General features: G+C 46.7%; 24 protein-coding genes. 17 read left to right on the forward strand and 7 right to left on the reverse strand.

What is annotated here, in order from left to right; translation table 11 throughout:
* Positions 1-23: 23 nt before the first annotated feature.
* From ACL6C3_RS07920 to ACL6C3_RS07950, 7 genes are all read right to left on the reverse strand, one after another.
* On the reverse strand, positions 24-1,478 hold the full coding sequence (locus ACL6C3_RS07920) for a methyl-accepting chemotaxis protein (protein ID WP_413166618.1): 1,455 nt from the start codon (positions 1,476-1,478) through the stop codon (positions 24-26).
* Positions 1,479-1,503: 25 nt separating this feature from the next.
* The gene (locus ACL6C3_RS07925; RefSeq protein ID WP_413166619.1) at positions 1,504-2,955 is read right to left on the reverse strand and encodes a methyl-accepting chemotaxis protein; all 1,452 of its coding nucleotides are present in this window, start codon (positions 2,953-2,955) and stop codon (positions 1,504-1,506) included.
* A gap of 35 nt (positions 2,956-2,990) precedes the next feature.
* Positions 2,991-4,049 carry a chemotaxis protein CheW gene (locus ACL6C3_RS07930; protein WP_413166620.1) on the reverse strand — a complete coding sequence of 353 codons (1,059 nt, stop codon included), beginning with the start codon at positions 4,047-4,049 and terminating at the stop codon, positions 2,991-2,993.
* Positions 4,050-4,073: 24 nt separating this feature from the next.
* Complete coding sequence (locus ACL6C3_RS07935; RefSeq protein ID WP_413166621.1) at positions 4,074-5,624, reverse strand: CheR family methyltransferase; 1,551 nt, start codon at positions 5,622-5,624, stop codon at positions 4,074-4,076.
* A gap of 144 nt (positions 5,625-5,768) precedes the next feature.
* Positions 5,769-7,523: a R3H domain-containing nucleic acid-binding protein gene (locus tag ACL6C3_RS07940; protein WP_413166622.1), complete on the reverse strand. Its 1,755-nt coding sequence runs from the start codon at positions 7,521-7,523 to the stop codon at positions 5,769-5,771.
* A gap of 95 nt (positions 7,524-7,618) precedes the next feature.
* A complete protein-coding gene (gene ldpA / locus ACL6C3_RS07945; RefSeq protein WP_413166623.1) occupies positions 7,619-8,776 on the reverse strand; it encodes a circadian clock protein LdpA in 1,158 nt (385 codons plus the stop codon).
* Positions 8,777-9,476: 700 nt separating this feature from the next.
* Positions 9,477-9,953: an NAD(P)H-quinone oxidoreductase subunit N gene (locus tag ACL6C3_RS07950; RefSeq protein ID WP_413166624.1), complete on the reverse strand. Its 477-nt coding sequence runs from the start codon at positions 9,951-9,953 to the stop codon at positions 9,477-9,479.
* 899 nt (positions 9,954-10,852) lie between these two features.
* Here ACL6C3_RS07950 and rplC point away from each other — a divergent pair.
* From rplC to rpsE, 17 genes are all read left to right on the forward strand, one after another.
* Complete coding sequence (rplC, locus tag ACL6C3_RS07955; protein ID WP_413166625.1) at positions 10,853-11,542, forward strand: 50S ribosomal protein L3; 690 nt, start codon at positions 10,853-10,855, stop codon at positions 11,540-11,542.
* 17 nt (positions 11,543-11,559) lie between these two features.
* Positions 11,560-12,192: a 50S ribosomal protein L4 gene (rplD, locus tag ACL6C3_RS07960; RefSeq protein ID WP_413166626.1), complete on the forward strand. Its 633-nt coding sequence runs from the start codon at positions 11,560-11,562 to the stop codon at positions 12,190-12,192.
* Complete coding sequence (locus tag ACL6C3_RS07965; RefSeq protein WP_413166627.1) at positions 12,185-12,493, forward strand: 50S ribosomal protein L23; 309 nt, start codon at positions 12,185-12,187, stop codon at positions 12,491-12,493. Before rplD ends, ACL6C3_RS07965 begins: the two co-directional genes overlap by 8 nt.
* 57 nt (positions 12,494-12,550) lie before the next feature.
* The gene (gene rplB / locus ACL6C3_RS07970) at positions 12,551-13,414 is read left to right on the forward strand and encodes a 50S ribosomal protein L2 (protein WP_413166628.1); all 864 of its coding nucleotides are present in this window, start codon (positions 12,551-12,553) and stop codon (positions 13,412-13,414) included.
* Between the two features lie 86 nt (positions 13,415-13,500).
* Entirely contained in the window at positions 13,501-13,785 is a 285-nt protein-coding gene (gene rpsS / locus ACL6C3_RS07975) for a 30S ribosomal protein S19 (RefSeq protein ID WP_413166629.1), read from the forward strand.
* A 104-nt stretch (positions 13,786-13,889) separates the two neighbouring features.
* Positions 13,890-14,249 carry a 50S ribosomal protein L22 gene (rplV, locus tag ACL6C3_RS07980; RefSeq protein ID WP_413166630.1) on the forward strand — a complete coding sequence of 120 codons (360 nt, stop codon included), beginning with the start codon at positions 13,890-13,892 and terminating at the stop codon, positions 14,247-14,249.
* 101 nt (positions 14,250-14,350) lie between these two features.
* Positions 14,351-15,076 carry a 30S ribosomal protein S3 gene (gene rpsC / locus ACL6C3_RS07985; RefSeq protein ID WP_413166631.1) on the forward strand — a complete coding sequence of 242 codons (726 nt, stop codon included), beginning with the start codon at positions 14,351-14,353 and terminating at the stop codon, positions 15,074-15,076.
* Between the two features lie 66 nt (positions 15,077-15,142).
* On the forward strand, positions 15,143-15,571 hold the full coding sequence (gene rplP / locus ACL6C3_RS07990) for a 50S ribosomal protein L16 (protein WP_413166632.1): 429 nt from the start codon (positions 15,143-15,145) through the stop codon (positions 15,569-15,571).
* A gap of 38 nt (positions 15,572-15,609) precedes the next feature.
* Positions 15,610-15,912: a 50S ribosomal protein L29 gene (rpmC, locus tag ACL6C3_RS07995; RefSeq protein WP_413166633.1), complete on the forward strand. Its 303-nt coding sequence runs from the start codon at positions 15,610-15,612 to the stop codon at positions 15,910-15,912.
* Between the two features lie 84 nt (positions 15,913-15,996).
* Positions 15,997-16,245, forward strand: coding sequence for a 30S ribosomal protein S17 (gene rpsQ / locus ACL6C3_RS08000; protein ID WP_413166634.1), 249 nt, complete (start codon positions 15,997-15,999; stop codon positions 16,243-16,245).
* Between the two features lie 71 nt (positions 16,246-16,316).
* The gene (gene rplN, locus ACL6C3_RS08005; RefSeq protein ID WP_413166635.1) at positions 16,317-16,685 is read left to right on the forward strand and encodes a 50S ribosomal protein L14; all 369 of its coding nucleotides are present in this window, start codon (positions 16,317-16,319) and stop codon (positions 16,683-16,685) included.
* Positions 16,685-17,035, forward strand: coding sequence for a 50S ribosomal protein L24 (gene rplX / locus ACL6C3_RS08010; protein WP_413166636.1), 351 nt, complete (start codon positions 16,685-16,687; stop codon positions 17,033-17,035). Before rplN ends, rplX begins: the two co-directional genes overlap by 1 nt.
* A gap of 92 nt (positions 17,036-17,127) precedes the next feature.
* Complete coding sequence (rplE, locus tag ACL6C3_RS08015; RefSeq protein WP_413166637.1) at positions 17,128-17,676, forward strand: 50S ribosomal protein L5; 549 nt, start codon at positions 17,128-17,130, stop codon at positions 17,674-17,676.
* A gap of 23 nt (positions 17,677-17,699) precedes the next feature.
* Positions 17,700-18,101: a 30S ribosomal protein S8 gene (rpsH, locus tag ACL6C3_RS08020; protein ID WP_413166638.1), complete on the forward strand. Its 402-nt coding sequence runs from the start codon at positions 17,700-17,702 to the stop codon at positions 18,099-18,101.
* 166 nt (positions 18,102-18,267) lie between these two features.
* Entirely contained in the window at positions 18,268-18,813 is a 546-nt protein-coding gene (gene rplF, locus ACL6C3_RS08025; RefSeq protein WP_413166639.1) for a 50S ribosomal protein L6, read from the forward strand.
* 3 nt (positions 18,814-18,816) lie between these two features.
* Positions 18,817-19,179, forward strand: a complete 363-nt coding sequence (gene rplR, locus ACL6C3_RS08030) for a 50S ribosomal protein L18 (RefSeq protein WP_413166640.1) — start codon at positions 18,817-18,819, stop codon at positions 19,177-19,179.
* Between the two features lie 54 nt (positions 19,180-19,233).
* Positions 19,234-19,779, forward strand: coding sequence for a 30S ribosomal protein S5 (gene rpsE / locus ACL6C3_RS08035; protein WP_413166641.1), 546 nt, complete (start codon positions 19,234-19,236; stop codon positions 19,777-19,779).
* Positions 19,780-19,836: the final 57 nt, after the last annotated feature.

Here is a 19,836-nt window from a genome sequence, read left to right on the forward strand (position 1 = left end):
ATTTTAAGATGTAAGTGTTGATTTTAGATAGACGATTGCAACTCCAACGCCACTTGATTAAGTTTTTGCAGTCCGGTTTTGGTTTGATTTAAACCGTTTGCTGTTTCATTTGCCCCTTGATTAATCGAGTTCATCGCTTCTAAAACTTGAGAAATCGCTATGGCTTGTTGTTGCGTATTTAACGAAATTTGCTGATTATTTAAAACCACATTATTCACCGCATCAGAAACCCCCATCAAAGCCTCGGCTGTTACTTGAGCAATTTCCACCCCCGAAAGTACCGTTTTTGTGCCTTCTTCGGTAACAATAACCGTCGAATTAATTGCGTTTTGAATATCGCTAACTAAGGTGTTAATTCTTTGGGCGGATTTTTGACTTTCATCGGACAATTTACGAATTTCCGACGCCACCACCGCAAAACCTTTCCCGTGTTCCCCCGCTCTTACCGCTTCTACTGCGGCATTTAACGCCAACATATTGGTTTGATTGGCTAAATCGCTGACCAATTTAGAAATATTACCAATCTGATTGGTTTGTTCGCTTAAACGAATAATTTGTTGGGCAATAGCATCCACTTTTTCCCGCAAATTTGCCATTCTTTCTAGGGTTTTTTCTACCGCTTGGCTGCCATTTTCGGTCAGATTTAAAGCCTGTTTTGCATCCATTACAGCGGATTCGGCTTGTTCGGCGGTAGACTTAGAAGATGTGCTTAATTCGTTCATGGTGGTGGTGGTTTCATTCACTGCGGATGCTTGTTGGTTGGCGGTTCGTTCTTGTTGTTCTGTTGCTGTCGCAATTTCAATAGAACTCTCAGAAACCACTTCTACCGTTTTTTTCAACGTCTTTGTAATCGACTGACTGAAAATGTAACCCATCGGAGAAGCAACAACTACAGCGACAAAAATAATTAGTCCAAAAAACAGTATAATTCGGGAGTAAACGTTTTGAACGTCCGCCCGTTTTTGGGCGGCAATATCTAACTGTAAATTAATTAACTCTTGAATCTTTTGAGTGAGCGGATCGATCACTTCATACATTGGTCCGTCATAAGCATCTAACACAGAAATATCTCCCGTTTCTAAGACTTGTTTGAGTCTCGAAATCGTTTGATTAACAGGCACAAATAAAGCTTCAACTTCCCGTGCTAGTTCTTCTTCTTCGGGGGTGAGATTAGTTTGTTTATAGGCTTGCCAATGGTCTTCGATTTCTAATGACGCCTGTTCAAGAGATTCTAAGGCTGTCTCGGTAGAAGTGACCCCTTCATGGGCTTTATTCACCGCATCAACCACCAAAACCGCATAAGCATCAGAAACTAATTTAAGTTGCTGAAGCGGCACAATTCGATCATCATAGAGTGCGGTCACTTGTTGATTAATTCGCCCGAAGGAAATCATTGAGTAGAGGCTTATTCCTAAGAGGATAACAGCCGGAGTAACGAAAAAGCCCCAATAGAGTTTTGTGCTTAATTTAATATTCATTGTTCTGTTTTGATAGAGAGAGTTACTACATGGTCGATTGCAACTCCAACGCCACTTGATTAAGTCTTTGCAGTCCGGTTTTGGTTTGATTTAAACCGTTTGCCGTCTCATTTGCTCCTTGATTAATTGAGTTCATCGCTTCTAAAACTTGAGAAATCGCTATGGCTTGTTGTTGCGTATTTAACGAAATTTGCTGATTATTTAAAACCACATTATTTACTGCATCCGAAACCCCAATCAAAGCCTCGGCTGTTACTTGAGCAATTTCCACCCCCGAAAGTACGGTTTTTGTGCCTTCTTCGGTAACAATAACCGTCGAATTAATTGCATTTTGAATATCGCTAACTAAGGTGTTAATTCTTTGGGCAGATTTTTGACTTTCATCAGAAAGTTTACGAATTTCTGACGCCACCACCGCAAAACCTTTCCCGTGTTCCCCCGCTCTGACCGCTTCGACTGCGGCATTTAACGCCAGCATATTGGTTTGATTTGCCAAATCGCTGACCAATTTTGAGATATTTCCAATCTGATTGGTTTGTTCGCTTAAACGAATAATTTGTTGGGCAATTGCATCCACTTTTTCCCGCAAATTTGCCATTCCTTCCAGGGTTTTTTCTACCGCGTGACTGCCATTTTTAGTCAGATTTAAAGCCTGTTTTGCATCCATAACCGCAGATTCGGCTTGCTCGGCGGTAGACTTAGAAGATGTGCTTAATTCGTTCATGGTCGTGGTGGTTTCATTGACTGCGGCTGCTTGTTGGTTGGCGGTTCGTTCTTGTTGTTCGAGAGTTGCGGCAATTTCTGTTGATGAACCGGCGATGGCTTGGGTGGCCCGCTGTATCGTTCCACTAATATTTGTTGCCATTAAACTCGCAATGAATACCGCCAAAATCATTACGAATATCGTACCCAAAATCAAGGCATAAGTTACCCAATTTAAGCTGTTTATAGTTTCTTCTGTTTCTCGATCTAAGAGTTCTTCTTCTCTATTGGTTATTTCTTGAGCGAGTCGATCAATTTGCTGTACATATTGAGTGGCATTTTGAGATTTAATTAAGGCTATCCCTTCAGCAAGTTTTCCCTGTTGAGCCAGTTCCAAAGCTGGACGACTGGCTCGATCATAATTATTAACTAAGTCTCTAAGTTGAGCCAAACGCTCTTTTTGATCGGCATAGAGTGTTAAATCTTCGACTCTAGCTGCTATGGTATAAAATTGTTCTAAATAGTCTTCATATTCTTCTAAAAAGAGGGGGTTTTGTAGTGCTAGATATCCTCTAGAACTCTGAATAACTCCCATCGCACTCTTATCCATTTTATGAACATTTAGCAACATCGTTTGTACCCGTTCGGTATTTTTAAACGTGTCAAAGACTTGTCTAATGTTTGTGTAAACCAGTCCGCTTAATCCCACAAACAACAGAAAAGGTAAAGTATAACCTAATAATAAACGTCCTCTAAGATTCAAGTTAGCAAACATTGATAATATCCTCCCTTTTTTAGCCTCTCTTTATTTTAGACTTCCTCATTAACAACAAGTTCTTCTAGAGTTAGAATTTTTTTTAAATCTAAAATGCTCATCATTTTCTGTTGATAGGGAGCCGTTCCCTGAAGATACTCATTTTGGATCGAACGAAGTGCAGTTGGATTTGAGCGGATGGTCGCAGAATTGAGATAAACGATATCGAAGACTTCATCAACTATCAAACCAGAAATTATATTTTCAACTTGGACTATTATTGCTTTTGATGAATTTTTTTTAGAAGTCGTAGATAAATTCAGAAAACTGCGAATATCTATCAAAGTCACAATTTCGCCCCGCAAATTAATATTACCAACAATATGTTCGGGTGTGCAAGGAATTCGGGTAATATTATGAATTTCTATAAATTCTTTAACACTACTTAAAAGTATGCCAAAATATTCCCGATTTAATCCCACAACAGCCAGGGGAATTAACCCTTGAAAGTCTTGGCTTTCAATCTTTTGTAATAAGTTTTTCGCACGATCTCTTAAAACTTGTCGTTCCTCCGGGGTAGCCTGGGGACAAAACCCCAAGCTTTTATTAAAGTTAACTCTATTTTTATCAACAATATTTTCGGATAAACTTTCCAAATTTTCTAGGTTTCTCGTTTCCCAAATTAATCGTTCAAGTTCAATCAGCATCACCAAGTTATCGCCAAGGTTAGCGATTCCCATAATCGAGGGGCTAATTTTGTTTTGATGCGTCTCTTTTTCCCCATAAAACTCAGATAATTCTGTCGAGATTTCTTCCGTTGAAATCATCTGCACTTCATTGACTTGATGAACTAACAAGCCGACTCGAAAATTATTCCACTCAATCACAATAATACTATCAGTTAACTGATAATCAGAATTGGGAGAACCCCAACGATAATTTAAGTCTAAAATCACTAAAAGTTGACCCCGCAAGTTAATCATTCCAACAATTTCATCCGGTGTTTCTGGAATGGGTGTTACTTCGGGAAGTAAGAAGATTTCCTGTACTGCTAAAGCACTAATTCCATAGAAAGTCTGATGGATTTTAAAAATAAGATAAGGTTTTTGTTCCATTGTTATAATTGAGATATAATCAATTTAATTTAAGTTATTAATCAGGCTATTCAGAGAGGCTTTTAACTCGGCAACGGTCAAATTTTCCGCGTACTCAACTTGAGCTTTAAGCGGCAAATTTTGTAGAATTTCTAAAGCCGTTTTATAATTTTTCTTCGCCTTGTTTGTATTCTGCTCTTGTTGATATAAAAAAGCCAGTTTAACATAGGCTGAAATAGAGGAAGGCGAAACTCCCGATAAATAAATAATTCGTTTGGCTAATTTTTTAGCTTCTTCTATATTATTCGTTTCCTCGGCAATATTCAGTAAAAGATAACAGGGTAAAACCGAAAGCGAATCGACAGCAATTGCCCTTTGACAGTAATAAGTTGCTTCTTCATATTGACCCAAATTCGCGTAAATTTTCCCCAACAAATAATAAGCCTCAAAGTTAGAAGATGTTGTTTCCAAAAATCGATTAACTTTTTGAATCGCTTCCGGGTATTTTTTTTGTTGAAAGAGTTGGTTTGCTTCTTCGATCTCCGCTGAAATCTGAGAGGAACTTCCGCGATTGATTTGTTGTGAAGAATTTACGATTTGTGATTTCAGATTGGCCGAAGAATTGACCAGAATATTATGATTTTCGGGGCGGCACGTCAAACTTGAATTTAAACCATTTTGGTGATAAACCGGGGAAAGAACCAAACACAAATCCCTCGGTTTTAACTGAGACTTCGCGGGAGAAACTTCCGATAAACCTTGTAAATCATCGGAGCGTTGATAAACAACCGACTCGGGAAATATTAGCGGTTTAAAAGGATTATTTTCCACCCCTTGCAGTTCCGCATGAGCCGTGATCAAATAGCCTTGAGGTTTGAGAACTCGATAAAATTTCTGAAGAACTTTAGAAATCTGATATTTTTCAAAATAAACAAAGACATTTCGACATAAAATCAGGTCAAAACTTCGGAACTTAGAATCCTCAAAAAGAGCGTCCTGAACCAAATTAAAATTCATAAAATAAACCGATTTTCGAGTTTCAGGATTAATTTTCCATCCCGAACCCAAAGCCAGAAAAGACTGAGAAATAATTTCCGAGTCTACCTGACGAAACGACCAAGGACTATAAACCCCCTGTCTGGCTTTTTGTAACGCCAATTCATTAATATCCGTCCCCAAAATAATAATTTTCCATTCCTTCCAGTTGGGAAGCAACTTTTGCAGCAATAAAGACAAAGAATAAGGTTCTTCACCCGTCGAACATCCCGCACTCCAGATGTGCAACTGTTTGCTCTGTTGTTGACGAGCAATTAACTGAGGTAAAATTACAGTTTGTAACAGCTTAAACTGTCCGCGATCACGAAAAAAATAACTTTCCGGTGTCGTAATCAAAGGAATAAGCTGAAGCCACTCTTTCTGAGAACCCGCAGCCTCACCCGTTAATATTTTGTAATAATCTTGAGGATGAGAACATCTCAACTCTCTGGCCCGCGTTAAAATTTTTTGAGATAAGATCGGATAATCTTGCGGTCTAATTTGTAAACCGATAGACGCAGAAATCAGTTGAGCAAAACGTTGAATTAAAAGATCATCCATTCAAGAAAACAATTTCCTAGAGTAAATCAATCTAATCTCAGTTTAACCACAAACTAGAAAAGAAAGTAGGAGGGACTATTTTCCCTCCTCCTCATCGGTAACTAATTGTTAATGCCGAGTTGCTCCCAACTCCGAAAATCCGAATTAAGCCGGATAAATCCGCAAACGACGGTTAGGTTCTTCGCCAAAACTGTTAGATTTTAAGCGATAATGTTCCACCAACTCATGCTGCATCTTGCGAACTTGGGGCGATCGCGGTAACAACTCCACCGGTTGTCCTTTCGGAATCACAATTTGCTCAACCGCCAAACGAGCCTCCTCAAGCGCCTCAATCTCATCTTCAGAGCCACTATTGGCAAACAAAGCCAAATCGGGAACTTCCGGGGCGTTGGGATCTTCCATATTCAACAACCGTCGCAACGCCCGAGCCACTTGGGGCGCCGTTCCCGACTTCACCGTATGAATGGGAACCTGACGAGTTTTCGCCATATGACGCAACTTAGACTGATTGCGAACGTGCGATCGCATCGCCAACACCACATCGGCGCTATCAATATCCTTCGTCACCATCACAGGCAATTGCAAACTGCGAATCACCTGATCGATGTGGTGGCGGGGAATACCATAAGGATAGATGTGCAGGGGCAAATCTTCCCCATTCGGGCCAACGCTCGGCTGTTGGGCATTTCCGCCAACAATCCCCCTCAACCCCGTCGTAAAAGAAGCATCAAGCAACTGTTCAAAATATTGATTTTCCGGTGCCGACTTTTCAGGCGGAATCGGGATCATTTTCCCCGACCCCCGCAAACCCCGCAACCCCGGAGCCGAAACCTCAACCGTTTTCATCACCTGAGGACTCAAAGTGCGGGTTGGCGTCGTTGTCGGCACAGAAGGGCTATTATAGCGTTCTTCGGCCACCGAAACTTCCCCGGCCTCATCCATCGTGCGGACTTGCATCGTCGGCTGCATCCCCCGCAACAGGCTGTCAATCGTATTGGCAACGCTCTCATGCACCACCCAGCGATCGCGTTCGAGCATCTCAATGGCAATCTCAAACGTCGGCGGCGCTTTGCGTTCCAAGACCGTTTTTTGCGAACCCCGGCGGCGAGCCTCCTCATCCCCTAACGTCACTGCTTGAATGCCCCCGATCAAATCGGCCAGAGTCGGATTTTTCATCAAATTTTCAATCCGATTTCCGTGAGCCGTACCGATCAGTTGCACCCCGCGCTCGGCGATCGTTCGAGCCGCTATAGCCTCCAATTCCGTCCCGATTTCATCAATGACAATCACTTCCGGCATATGGTTTTCCACCGCCTCGATCATCACCTGATGTTGCAGTTCCGGACGAGCCACCTGCATTCGACGGGCGCGACCAATAGCCGGATGAGGAATATCACCATCTCCGGCGATTTCATTCGACGTATCGATAATGACGACCCGCTTGGATAATTCGTCGGCCAGCACGCGAGCAATCTCTCGCAATGCCGTAGTTTTACCCACCCCAGGACGACCGAGCATTAAAATTGACTGACCCGTTTCGACTAAATCGCGAATCATGCCAATTTTGCCAAACACCGCTCGACCCACCCGACAGGTTAAGCCGATCACTTTGCCTGTGCGGTTGCGAATCGCGCTAATTCGGTGTAAAGTTCGTTCGATACCTGCGCGGTTATCACCGCTAAATTCTCCGATTTGAGAAATACAATGGTCTAGGTCTTCCCAAGAAACTGGCGTTTGGGAGATATACTCCGCTCCCAATGGAAAACGAGCTTCGGGACGACGACCCAAATCCATGACAATCTCAATGAGACTATTACGTTGGGGGTGTAACTCCACATTCCGGCGAATTTCCTCGGGAACAATATTGAGCAATCTATTAAGGTCGTCTGTAATCTGCATACTTCCAACAGTGACGTTTTCTTTCCGTGTGATCGGCGGCACTTCGGGGTTCAACGGGAGTAGAAACTCGGCAGTGACATCAGTACCGCCAACGTTTAACCCCTTTCAGCCGTCTGAAATCCCTTGAGTTGGGCAACGAGGGAATGGGCGAGGCTCACCGTCTGCCAAAGCAGGTCTGGGTTGGTTTCCAGTCGGGTGAGCGTGGAGGGTTGAGCGGTTGTGGCTAACCCTACGTCGTTGTTTGGGGTTGACCCAGGTTCAGGGGTATAATTTGATTCTAGTTTTTCTAAAAGCGGTGACAACAAAACCCGGGCATAGCTACCGTAGGCTACACCCGCAACCGTTTTAGAGCCGTTCTGAGGGTCTTGTTGGGCGAGTAATCCCATCGATTTGAGTTTGGCGACGGTGGAATGGTTGGTACCTCCTGCCAGTTGCACATATCCCGGCAAGTTCGCCGCCAACACTTTTTGACCCAGTTTGAGACAGGCTGTGGTGGTTCCCGCTCCGATATCCCCGCTCATCGGTCTGCCGTCGGTTTGCCAGATCAACGCACAAGGTAACGGAGAGATGATTTCGTACAGCGTCCGCAAATAATCGATCAGATCCTCGCCATCGGGACAGCTAATGGCGACTAATTTCAGTTGACCGATCTGGGGTTGCACACTGTACCAAAGTCGTTTAAAATCAGAGACTCTGCCAATTTGGGTGTGAATCTCGATCGCGTCTACTCCTGTGGACAACACCAAAGGGGCGATGTTTTCCGGAGTCGAAACGATTGAACGAGTTAAGATGATCTGACTCGGACAGACCGGGATGCACCGACCGCAGCCGTAGCACAAGGGATCGCGCACCCCTCCACCGTTGGGTAGTTTCGGATCGTTAAAGGCGATCGCCCCCGCCGGACAGACGGTTTCACAAGGCCGCCAGCAGTCCGTCGGACAAGCCGTTGAGTCAAATTCGGCTTTGCGAAAATGGGGATCTTCTCCGTCGTTGAAACTGACCATTAGCCAGGGGCGATCGACAGCAGGAAATCCCCGCTCTCGGGCAGATTTAACCCAAGACGAGGCGGTGGAGATCGCTTCGCGAGCGAAGGCTATCACCGCAGGATCGGCCGCAACGTCAATGCAGTCTGCACCTGCGAGGGTATAGGCAAGGGTAAGATTGCGAACCGCAGGCAAATGTTGGTAACTGGCTCCGCAAATCAGTTTGAACCAGTTGCCATTTTGCAAGGATTGGAGAGGGGAACTGTTCATTGTCACAGTTAATATGGTTACACAATCCCGCTCAAATTACTCATTCACTTTGACAGAAAACTCAAGTCAGATCACACAGCCCATTCATCAGATTTTCTTCCCCCTCTCCCTTCCCGTCCCCCAGACACTACGGGTAGCATTCGTTACACGCATTCAACGCTAGATCCAGTCTTTACAGTCACCAGTGATCAGTGATCAGTGATCAGTTATGAAGTTCAGTTTGTAGGGGCGGGTTCTGTAATGATGTTTGTTACCCACTCTCAACCTCACTAAACCCGCCCGGACACTCCTTCCCCGACACCTGACAACTGTATTCACGGGTTCGCAGGTGACTGAAAAGGGGCGGGTTTATCTAACTTATTTGTGAGTCCGATCAATTTACTCAGAACCCGCCCGGACACTCCTTCCCCGACACCTGACAACTGTATTCACGGGTTCGCAGGTGACTGAAAAGGGGCGGGTTTATCTAACTTATTTGTGAGTCCGATCAATTTACTCAGAACCCGCCCCTACAGCCGACACTCCTTCCCCGACACCTGACAACTGTATTCACGGGTTCGCAGGTGACTGAAAAGGGGCGGGTTTATCTAACTTATTTGTGAGTCCGATCAATTTACTCAGAACCCGCCCCTACAGCCGACACCTGACACCTGTCCCCTGTAAAAACTGGTGACTGGTGACTGGTGACTGGTGACTGGATCTAGGCTGCCGCTAAAATCTCTTTGAGGGGTTGATAGCGAAAATAGCGATCGCCTCCCATCTCAATAGCGATTTTAACTCGCGGTTCCTGAGTCGGTAATTGAGTCAAAAAATCAATTTCTTGACTCGATAAAATCTGACCTTCAATGATCCACAAAACCAATCCTTTTGATTTAGCCGGAAGCTGTTCTAACTGATAATTAACAATCGGAGGAACATAATAAACATTACCGACCGCAGCATCATTACCGCTACTTTTTTTTCCCAAATGAGGCGGACGTACCCCATGCACCCCCGTCAAATAAGCCGAGACATCCCCCAAGCCTCGGGCGGATAAGCTGTAAGTCGTGTAACCGGCCGCCCGCAAGCGACGGCGGTAACGGCCCTCAAACCCCCCTTCTAGGGGAACATACAAGGCTAAAGCCCCGTGAGTTTCCAAGTCGCGAATTAATTTACCACCCGTTGTGATTAATGCCATAAGATTACTTGATACCTCTTGTCTAGGGATTGCTAATTTCTCAACAGAATTCATTCAATAGTATTATAGGGGTCTGGTTCCGTCTCTCCCATTTGAACCTACACAAAAAAAATCGATTTGGGGGCTTGACAGACACAAAAGATTCAAATAAAATTAGAAATTGTCGCCAAATGTACGCACGACTGTGGGGTTCACGGCTCGGAAAAACACGGATCAAGTGAAAACGTAGTCTCGTGAAAACAGGCTTCGGAGCCAGATCAATCAACTTCTCAGGAGTGGCAAGCTGACTGAGAATAGAGAAGTGTCATTGAAGCCCCATTGAACCCGCACCGAAGCCGATGTTAAACCCCACCCTGTGAAAGCTAATTGCAGCTACTCCGTCCGCTATTGGGTTGAACACAATCGCTCATCGGTGAGAGGATCGGGAGAGGATACTGAGCGGCAAGCCGTTCAAGTCCTGGCGACCAACGAGATCGGTATCGAGGAAAGCCCTCGAACTTAGAGCAGCTTAAACAAGTTGATAGCTTAAAGCCGTGTCAGGTAGCCGAGTCTTTCTCCTACAACTTGAGTAGGAAAAGATTTTCGTGTGTCTGAATATTTTAGCGGGTCAACTCCGAGATCTTCACCAACAAGGTCGGTGAGTCTATCCCAAAAATACAAAGCCAAATCAAGCCAAAATCCACTATAGCCGTAGGGCGGACGGTCGCTTGAACGAGCAACCCGATCGCACCTGTGGCAAACGATTTACAGAAATTCCTGCATGATCGGCTTTCATCAGCAGATCTCACGCAGGCGATCGTCTGGTCGGAGACCCTTATATCCTCCCGACTCCCGACCCTTGTGAAGGGAGAATCAATCAACTGAGTTCGTACATACATAGAGTAGAGAGGCTAGTTGAAGTGTCTGTAGGTATCCTCGGCACAAAACTCGGCATGACCCAAGTCTTCGATGTAGAAAACGGGATAGCCATTCCCGTCACCGTCATTGAAGCCGGGCCGTGTATTGTGACCCAAATTAAAACCGAAGCCACCGATGGCTACACCGCCATCCAGGTGGGTTACGGAGAAGTCAAAAACAAAACCCGCAAACTGAACACCGCCAAGTCCCCCGGCAAAGAGGTCAACAAATACCTCAGCAACGCCGAACAGGGACACCTCGCCAAGTCGGGAGGGCGGTTAGTTCGTCATTTGCGAGAGTACCGCATCGAAGACACCAGTACCTATGAACTGGGTCAAGAACTGAAAGCCGATCTGTTTGAACCCGGTCAGCTAGTCGATGTCAGCGGCATCAGCATGGGACGAGGTTTTGCGGGTTTTCAGAAACGGCACAATTTCCGACGGGGGCCAATGGCTCACGGTTCCAAAAACCACCGTCAACCCGGTTCAATCGGCCCCGGAACCACACCCGGTCGGGTCTATCCCGGTAAAAAGATGGCCGGACGTTACGGCGGGACAAAAACAACCACCCGCAAACTCACCATTGTGCGGATCGATCCCGAACGGAACTTACTGCTGATCAAAGGAGCCGTTCCCGGAAAAGCAGGAGGTTTACTCAATATCACTCCCGCCAACTTGGTGGGCAGTAAATAGAGAGGAGAGAAACAAACATGGTTGATTGTGTTGTACGCAACTGGGATGGCGAAGAAGTTGGACAAGCCAACCTAGAACTCAAAGTCGCCAAAGAAGAAAATGCCGCTCACATCGTTCATCGCGCCCTCGTGCGCCAAATGAACAACGCCCGTCAGGGAACCGCCAGCAGCAAAACCCGCTCCGAAGTCAGAGGGGGCGGACGCAAACCCTGGAGACAAAAAGGCACGGGTCGGGCCAGAGCCGGATCGATACGTTCTCCCCTGTGGCGAGGGGGCGGTGTCATTTTTGGGCCGAAACCCCGGGACTTTTCCCAAAAAATGAACCGCAAAGAAAGACGTCTGGCGCTGCGAACCGCCTTGCAAAGCCGCATCGAAGACATGATCGTGGTCCAAGAATTCGCCGATCAACTTCCCCGTCCCAAAACTAAAGACCTAGTGGCGGCAATGACTCGCTGGGGAATCGACCCCGAGTCCAAAATCTTGTTAATCCTTCCCGAAAAACAAGAAAACGTTTACTTATCAGGGCGCAACATTGCCCGGGTGAGAATGTGTCTGGCCGATAGTATCAACGTCTATGACATTCTGCACGCCGACAACATCGTGACCACACCCGCCGCCCTTGAGAAAATCCAGGAGGTTTACGGTGACTGAATATCAAACCCGCGATCTCGCCGACGTGATTGTAAGACCAATTGTGACCGAAAAAGCAACCATCTTAATGGAGCTAAACCAATTCACATTTGACGTCGATCCTCGGGCGAGCAAACCGATCATCAAACAAGCGATCGAACTGCTGTTCCCCGTAAAAGTCCTCAGTGTCAATACTCACAACCCGCCCCGCAAACGGCGCAGAGTTGGCAAATTTATCGGATTCAAATCCGGTTATAAACGAGCCATTGTCACCCTAGAGGACGGAGAACCCCTAAGAAAAGTCCTATTCCCAGAAGTTTAAGGGAAATTCAGAATTTAGTAGGATTGTTTTTTGCAGATATTAAAATGAGGGCAAATCATGGGAATCCGTTCATACCGACCCTATACCCCCAGTACCCGACAACATTCAGTATCCGACTTTGCTGAAGTTACACGCTCAGAACCGGAACGCTCCCTGGTAACAACCAAACACCGCCATAAGGGACGCAACAACCGGGGTGTAATTACCTGTCGTCATCGGGGTGGCGGGCATAAAAAACTCTACCGCATTATCGATTTTCGCCGCGACAAACACAATATTCCGGCAAAAGTCGCTGAGATCGAATACGACCCCAACCGCAACGCCCGGATCGCCTTGGTGAATTACATCGATGGCGAAAAACGCTATATTCTCCATCCCGTCGGCTTAAAAGTCGGTACGGTGATCGTTTCCGGGCCGGACTCTCCCATCGAAGTCGGTAACGCTTTACCCCTGTCGAGAATTCCCTTAGGAACAGACGTTCATAACGTGGAATTGGTCCCCGGAAAAGGCGGACAAGTCGTCCGGGCCGCAGGTGCCAGCGCCCAACTTATGGCAAAAGAAGGGGAATACGTCACCCTGAAACTGCCCTCGGGAGAACAGCGCAAAATCCCCGCCCGCTGTTATGCCACCATCGGCACCGTCGGCAACACCGAAGCCCGTAACATCAGCATCGGAAAAGCCGGTCGCAACCGTTGGAAAGGAAAAAGACCCACCGTTCGCGGAAGTGTGATGAACCCCGTCGATCACCCGCACGGTGGAGGTGAAGGACGCGCCCCCATCGGTCGCAGCGGCCCCTGTACGCCTTGGGGTAAGCCGGCTTTGGGTATGAAAACCCGCAACCCCAAAAAGCGCAGCACTTCCTTAATTGTTCGCCGTCGCCGCAAGTCCTCCAAGCGGGGTAAGGGCGGCCGTCAGAGTTAATTCCGTTCGAGTCTGGGCTGGATTTTTCTCGGGGAAAATCCCCCCAAATTCTCAACGCTGAACCTTAAACCCAAACCGTTGTACCTATGTCTCGTTCACTAAAGAAAGGCCCCTTTGTTGCCGATCATTTACTCAAAAAAATCGCCGCCTTGGATGCCAGTGGCAAAAAAGGTAAAGAAGTGATCAAAACCTGGTCGCGGGCTTCGACCATTCTGCCCCAAATGGTGGGCCATACCATCGCCGTTCACAACGGCCGACAACACGTTCCGGTCTTTGTTACCGAACAAATGGTGGGACATAAGTTAGGTGAATTTGCTCCCACTCGCACCTATCGCAGTCATGCCGGAGGCGATAAAAAAGCTCGTCGATAAGACGGGCGGGCTGAACAGTCGGTTGCCCAATACACCCAGATCGATAGGTATTGGCGCCGGTGCGCTGTTAACGTCTCTACACTCAAGGGATCGAGGAAATCATAATGCCAGTAGACACTAGCACAGAAGTAAAAGCGATCGCTCGCTATATTCGGATGTCGCCTCACAAAGTACGACGAGTCCTAGATCAAATTCGGGGACGTTCCTATCGGGAGGCACTGATCATTCTGGAGTTTATGCCTTATCGCGCCTGTCAGCCGATTTTAAAGGTTTTACGCTCCGCCGTTGCCAATGCCGAACACAACCAGGGTTTAGATCCGGCCACCCTCGTTGTTTCCGAGGCGTTTGCCGACCAAGGGCCGAGTTTGAGACGCTATCGCCCTCGCGCTCAAGGTCGCGCTTATCAAATTCGCAAGCCAACTTGTCACATTACTGTGGCGGTTGCACCCAATGTTGAGGAATAAATTAATTCGAGTTAATTCCAGTTCAACAAATACCATCCATTGAATTTTGTACCTTTCAATCCAATGATGAATCGTTAACCCATTTCATACCTTAATTCGCTATGGGACAAAAAATTAATCCAGTCGGTTTTCGTTTAGGAATCACCCAAGAACACAAGTCTAGATGGTTTGCTGATGCCAAACATTATCCCGACCTTCTACAAGAAGATTATAAAATCCGTCAATACATTCAGAAAAACCTGAATAATGCCGGAATTTCGGATGTAAGGATTGAACGCAAAGCCGATCAAATCGACTTGGAAGTTTTAACCGCACGTCCGGGGGTGGTCGTCGGTCGCGGCGGTACGGGAATTGAATCTCTCCGCGTCGGTTTACAAAAAGAACTCGGCAACAACCGCCAAATTCGGATCAATGTTGTAGAAGTTGCTCGCGTAGATGCTGACGCCCGGTTGATCGCCGAATACATCGCCCAACAGCTAGAAAAACGGGTATCGTTCCGACGGGTGGTTCGTCAAGCCATTACCCGAGCGCAAAAAGCCGGGATCGAAGGGATTAAAGTTCAAGTCAGCGGACGACTCAACGGCGCAGAAATTGCCCGGACAGAATGGACTCGCGAAGGTCGGGTTCCCCTGCATACTTTGCGCGCCGATATTGATTATGCTTACTGCACCGCCTTGACCATTTACGGAATTCTCGGCATTAAAGTTTGGGTGTTCAAAGGGGAGATTATTCCCGGACAAGAGGAGACATCCAACGCCAATCCGGGTCAACCCCGACGCAAACAACCGCGACGTCAAAAATACGACGATCGCTCCAATGAAGGATAGAAAATCCTCACAGTTTGGGGCTTTGGGCCTCCGACTGATCGCCAACCACGAATTCACGAACCACCGATGTTAAGTCCTAAAAGAACGAAATTCCGCAAGCAACAACGGGGCCGAATGAAGGGTCAAGCTACCCGAGGAAATACCATTACTTTCGGCGAGTATGCTTTGCAAGCTCTCGAACCCTCTTGGATTACTTCCCGTCAAATCGAAGCCGCTCGTCGGGCGATGACTCGTTACATTCGTCGGGGTGGAAAGATTTGGATTCGGATTTTTCCCGATAAACCGATTACCATGCGTCCGGCTGAAACTCGGATGGGTTCCGGTAAAGGCGCTCCCGAGTATTGGGTCGCCGTCGTTAAGCCCGGACGGATCATGTTTGAATTGGCAGGGGTTTCTGAAGAAATTGCTCGGGAAGCCATGCGGTTAGCCGCCTTTAAATTGCCGATTAAGACCAAGTTTATTATTAAGCAACAAGAGGAACAACCCTCTGAGTAAAACATGGGGGAGAGGGAGATTTAGGAGGTTAAAACGTTATGTCTTTGCCCAAGATTAAAGACGCCCGAGAGTTAAGTGATGAACAACTGTCAGATCGGATTCTGGAACTGAAAAAAGAACTGGCTAATCTGCGTTTGTTGAAAGGAACAGGACGGTTAGAAAAGCCCCACCAGTTTAAACACGTTAAACACGAATTGGCTCAATTATTTACCGTTGAAACTGAGCGACGACATCAGCAAGCTGCCGAAGCTGAAACGACTTCAGCCCAGTCAGAAACAACCGGGTCTACTGCTGCTTACGAACCCGTATCAGCAGAAGCTTCATCCGCTGAAGACGCTTAAAAAATTCGCTAAACTGAATGGGGTTTAGCATTCAAAAATAAGTAATTCTTGGCGGGTTTTACGAACAATTAGGTAAACCAAACTATGGCAGTAAAAGAACGAGTTGGCTTAGTGATAAGCAACAAAATGCAAAAAACGGTGGTGGTGGCTGTAGAAAACCGTTCGCCTCACCCCAAGTATGGAAAAATTGTGGTGAAAACAAAGCACTACAAGGCTCACGATGAAGAAAATAAATGTCAAGAAGGGGATAGAGTTCGCATTCAAGAAACTCGCCCTTTGAGCAAAACTAAACGTTGGAATGTGATAGAAATTTTGACTTCAGAACCCGAATAATTTTGGGGAAAAAGAGTCAAAAATTTTAGGAGCTTTTCAACAATCAACCTCTCAACAATCCATGAAGTGCCATGATTCAAACGCAGACTATCCTGAATGTTGCTGATAATAGCGGAGCGCGAAAATTGATGTGTATCCGCATCTTGGGCGGAGGTAATCGTCGCTACGCCTATATCGGGGATGAGATTATTGCTGTCGTTAAAGATGCGATTCCTAATATGGCCGTTAAACGCTCAGATGTGGTCAGAGCCGTTGTGGTCCGAACCCGTCACAGTCTGCGCCGTGATAGTGGCATGAGCATCCGATTTGATGATAACGCCGCCGTGATCATTAATCCGGAGGGTAATCCCCGAGGAACTCGCGTGTTCGGTCCAATTGCTCGCGAATTGCGAGAAAAAAATTACATGAAAATCGTTTCTTTAGCACCGGAGGTTATCTAATGCCTGGGAAGAAACAAGCCTCAACCCAACGTCAGAAAATGCACGTGAAAACAGGGGATACCGTGCAAGTGATTGCCGGAAAAGATAAAGGCAAAATCGGAGAAGTGATTCGCGCTATTCCTAAGTTGAGTAAAGTCGTGGTCAAGGATGTGAATATTCGCACCAAACACGTCAAACCTCAACAAGAAGGAGAATCGGGTAAAATTATTACCTTTGAAGCCCCGATTCACAGTTCAAATGTGATGCTCTATTCGACCAAAGAAAAAGTCGCCAGTCGCATTTGTTATACCTTCACCGACGAAGGCCGGAAAGTGCGAATGCTGAAAAAAACCGGAGAGATAATTGATTAATTATTTCTCTGAAAATCGGGGAACACATTCCCTCTTTTCTAGGTACAAAACCCACCCTGACCAAGCCCAGGGATAGACAAGGAACAACCACTATGGCAGCCAATCAAATTAAAACCCAGTATCTCGAAAAAGTCGTTCCCAAACTGATGGAGCAATTTGGATATGAAAATATCCATCAAGTTCCCAAACTCGTGAAAATTACCGTCAACCGAGGCTTGGGAGAAGCTTCACAAAACGCCAAAGCCCTCGACTCCTCCCTCAACGAAATCGCGACCATCGCCGGACAAAAACCCGTTGTGACTCGGGCCAAAAAAGCGATCGCCGGATTTAAAATTCGTGAAGGAATGCCCGTTGGGGTGATGGTAACACTGCGCTCCGACCGGATGTATGCCTTCTTAGAGCGCCTCATTCACCTGGCATTGCCCCGAATTCGTGACTTTCGCGGGATTAATCCTAAAAGCTTCGATGGGCGAGGAAATTACAGTTTGGGCGTTCGAGAACAACTGATTTTTCCCGAAATTGAATACGACAGTATCGATCAAATTCGGGGTTTAGATATTTCAATTATTACCACCGCTAAGTCCGACGAAGAGGGACGTGCCTTGCTCAAAGAGATGGGAATGCCCTTCCGGGAAAATTAAGGCTATCAGATAACGAGATAACTATGCCAACAAACGATACTATTTCAGATATGTTGACGCGCATTCGGAACTCTTGTTTGGCGCGACATCAAACCACACAAATTCCGGCGACCAAAATGACGCGCAGCATTGCCCAAGTGCTGAAAAATGAAGGCTTCATTGGCGAGTTTGAAGAAACGGGAGAAGGAATCAAAAAATCTCTGGTTCTTTCTTTGAAATACAATCCGAAAACTCGCACCCCGATTATCAAAAAACTGAAGCGCGTCAGCCGCCCCGGTTTGCGAGTCTATAGCAATCGCAAAGAACTCCCGAGAGTTTTAGGCGGGATTGGGATTGCGATTATCTCTACCTCTCGGGGAGTAATGACAGACCGAGAAGCCCGCAGTCAGGGTATTGGTGGAGAAGTGCTTTGTTACATTTGGTAAGTCGAGGCGAAAGTTGCCTCAACAATTGATGCGTCTCGAACCAACAGTCGGCACAAATTAACCCGATTTTGACTGAACTCAATTTGTGATTCACCAAGCAAGATTTCTTTAAAATCCTTGCGGTTTGACTCCCGAAAATTGACAACTTACAACAGCACATACCATTATGTCTAGAATTGGTAAACGCCCAATTCCCATCCCGGCTAAAGTGACCTTAACCATCGACGGACAACAAATCACCGTCAAAGGCCCCAAAGGAGAACTCTCTCGCGTGTTACCCGCTCAGGTGCTCCTCGAACAAGAGGGTGAAAGCTTGCTCGTTAAACGGCGCGATGAGTCCCGTTTAGCCCGTCAACGACACGGATTATCTCGCACCCTGGTTGCCAATATGGTCGATGGTGTCTCCAAAGGATTTGAAAGACGCCTAGAAATTCAAGGGGTGGGTTATCGGGCGCAAGTTCAAGGAAGAAATTTGGTTCTCAATGTTGGCTACAGCAAACCCGTTGAGATGAATCCCCCCGAAGGCATCACCGTCGCCGTCGAAAATAATACCAACGTGATTGTCACCGGCATCGATAAAGAAATTGTCGGCAACGTCGCCGCTCAAATTCGAGCCGTTCGTCCGCCCGAACCCTACAAAGGCAAAGGCATCCGCTACGCCGGAGAACAGGTCAGACGCAAAGCAGGTAAAGCAGGTAAAGCCAAGAAATAAACTATGAAACTGACACGCAAGGAATCACGCTACCGTCGCCATCGCCGGGTGCGAAGCAAAGTGTTCGGCACTTCCGAACGACCCCGTTTGGCCGTGTTTCGCTCCCACAAACACATCTATGCTCAGGTGATTGATGATACCCAACATCATACCTTGGCGGCTGCCTCAACCCTAGATCCCGATCTCAAGACTAAGCTAGAGACAGGGGGAACCTGTGACGCCTCCGTACAGGTGGGACAGCTTCTAGCAGAACGTTTACTATCCAAAGGCATCTCTAAAGTCGTTTTTGACCGGGGGGGCTATTTGTATCACGGTCGAGTCAAAGCGCTCGCTGACGCCGCCCGAGAAGCGGGTTTAGATTTCTAAACTTCAGCACAGACCGGTAAATTGGTCATTTAATTGCTCAAAGGATAAACAATTATGGCAGAACAGCAACAGCAGCGGCGCGGCAAAAAAGGAAATCGCGCCAAAGAAAAAGAAACCGAATGGCAAGAACGGGTGGTGCAAATTCGTCGGGTGACTAAAGTGGTCAAGGGCGGTAAGAAACTGAGTTTTCGAGCCATCGTGATTGTCGGTAACGAACGCGGTCAAGTCGGCGTCGGCGTCGGTAAAGCAGCCGATGTGATTGGAGCGGTGAAAAAAGGGGTCGTAGATGGCCGTAAAAATGTGATTGAAGTCCCTTTGACCAAATCTTATTCGATTCCCCATCTGGTCCAAGGAGAAGGCGGCGGAGCCAAAGTGTTAATCCGACCCGCAGCGCCCGGTACGGGTGTAATTGCCGGGGGAGCAGTCCGAACCGTTCTCGAATTGGCAGGCGTTCGCAATATCCTGGCCAAACAACTCGGTTCAGGTAATCCCCTCAACAATGCCCGGGCTGCCGTTGATGCCCTCACCACCTTACGAACCCTCTCAGAAGTCGCCCGAGAACGGGGAATTTCTGTTGAGCAGCTTTATGAGGTCGGTTAACGGGTTGAAACCGTTGAGGATGAATATTCTCACCATCGATAACTGATTACTGTTTAC

This window comes from Capilliphycus salinus ALCB114379 (assembly GCF_047276495.1).
Classification (GTDB): Bacteria; Cyanobacteriota; Cyanobacteriia; order Cyanobacteriales; family Microcoleaceae; genus Capilliphycus; species Capilliphycus salinus.